The sequence below is a fragment of the Rhizobacter sp. P1_G5 genome (assembly GCF_056405435.1).
This window is the reverse complement of sequence record NZ_JBFUCB010001066.1, coordinates 1-1011: the sequence shown is the minus strand read 5'-3', so window position 1 is coordinate 1011 and position 1011 is coordinate 1. Positions and strand designations below refer to the sequence as shown.

The 1011-nt window shown below is 67.7% G+C and carries 2 protein-coding genes and 1 pseudogene; 2 read left to right on the top strand and 1 reads right to left on the bottom strand.

Annotated elements, in window-relative coordinates:
• A partial coding sequence (locus AC1D12_RS34035) for a hypothetical protein (RefSeq protein ID WP_477845480.1) occupies positions 1–232 on the bottom strand: 232 nt, incomplete at its 3' end.
• On the opposite strand from AC1D12_RS34035, the gene AC1D12_RS34030 reads away from it, so the two are divergent.
• On the top strand, positions 216–620 hold the full coding sequence (locus AC1D12_RS34030) for a type IV pilin protein (protein WP_477845479.1): 405 nt from the start codon (positions 216–218) through the stop codon (positions 618–620). The genes AC1D12_RS34035 and AC1D12_RS34030 overlap by 17 nt on opposite strands.
• Positions 621–706: 86 nt before the next feature.
• Positions 707–1011 (top strand): annotated as a pseudogene (locus AC1D12_RS34025) (hypothetical protein); the annotation flags it as partial.

Below are 1011 nucleotides of genomic sequence, written 5' to 3'. Positions count from 1 at the left end.
GTGCTCGAAGGCACCCAAGTGCCCGGACGGTTCGGGCAGCCTGCGCGGCATCGGGCGCGATACCGACACCAACTTGTGCTTCTCGCAATCGAACTCCCGGATCCAGTGGCGTGAGGTTCCGGGCCTGCGGACCAAATAACAGGATGACTTCGATCATGAGGATTGACATGCGAAGCGGAGCAAGGCGTGCGGGCGGCTTCACGCTGATCGAGTTGATGATCACCGTGGCCATCATCGGCATCCTGACGGCCATCGTGTACCCGTCCTATCGCGAGAGCATCGCGAAGGGACGCCGCGCGAAGCTGACGACGCAGATGCTGGCGGCGCAACAGTTCATGGAGCGCTGGTACAGCGAGAACTACGACTACTCGAAGAACACGGCCGGCACGCTGGTGACGGATGCTGACCAGTTTCCGAAGCGCTTCGGGACGGTGCCCCCGGAGGGCGGGCAGTACTACTCGCTGAGCCTGACGGCCACGGCAACCAACTCGTACACGATGACCGCCGTGCCCACGGGGGTGATGACCGGCGACAAATGCGGTTCCTTCACGCTGGACAACAACGGCAAGAAGGGTGTGACCGGCGGTACCACGACCGACGTGCAAACCTGCTGGCGTTGAACGTTCCAAGGGCAGGCCGGGGTCCCGCATCGCCGGGTTCCCGCCTGCTGCCGGCAGCGGTCGCGGCAGCGTTGCTGCACTGTGCCGTGCTGTACGTCGGGGCCGGGCCGGTGCCGGTGTTCACCCACAGCGATCGGCAGGCACCGATGTCGGTGCGTGCCATTCCCCCCGAACCCATTCCCGCACCGATCCCCGACCGCGTCGCGACGCCGCGGGTCCGACCCGTGCCGCAACCCGGCGAGCGCGTGGCCAGGGTCCTGCCGCCCGTGCAGGAATCGGCGGCCGCCGCGCCTGCGGCCGCCTCCGGCGTCGACCTTCCATCGGCCGAGGCGCCGGGCGGCTACGACGTTCCGCCGGTGCCGGAGCGGGGCTGGAACGTGGTGTTCCAGGC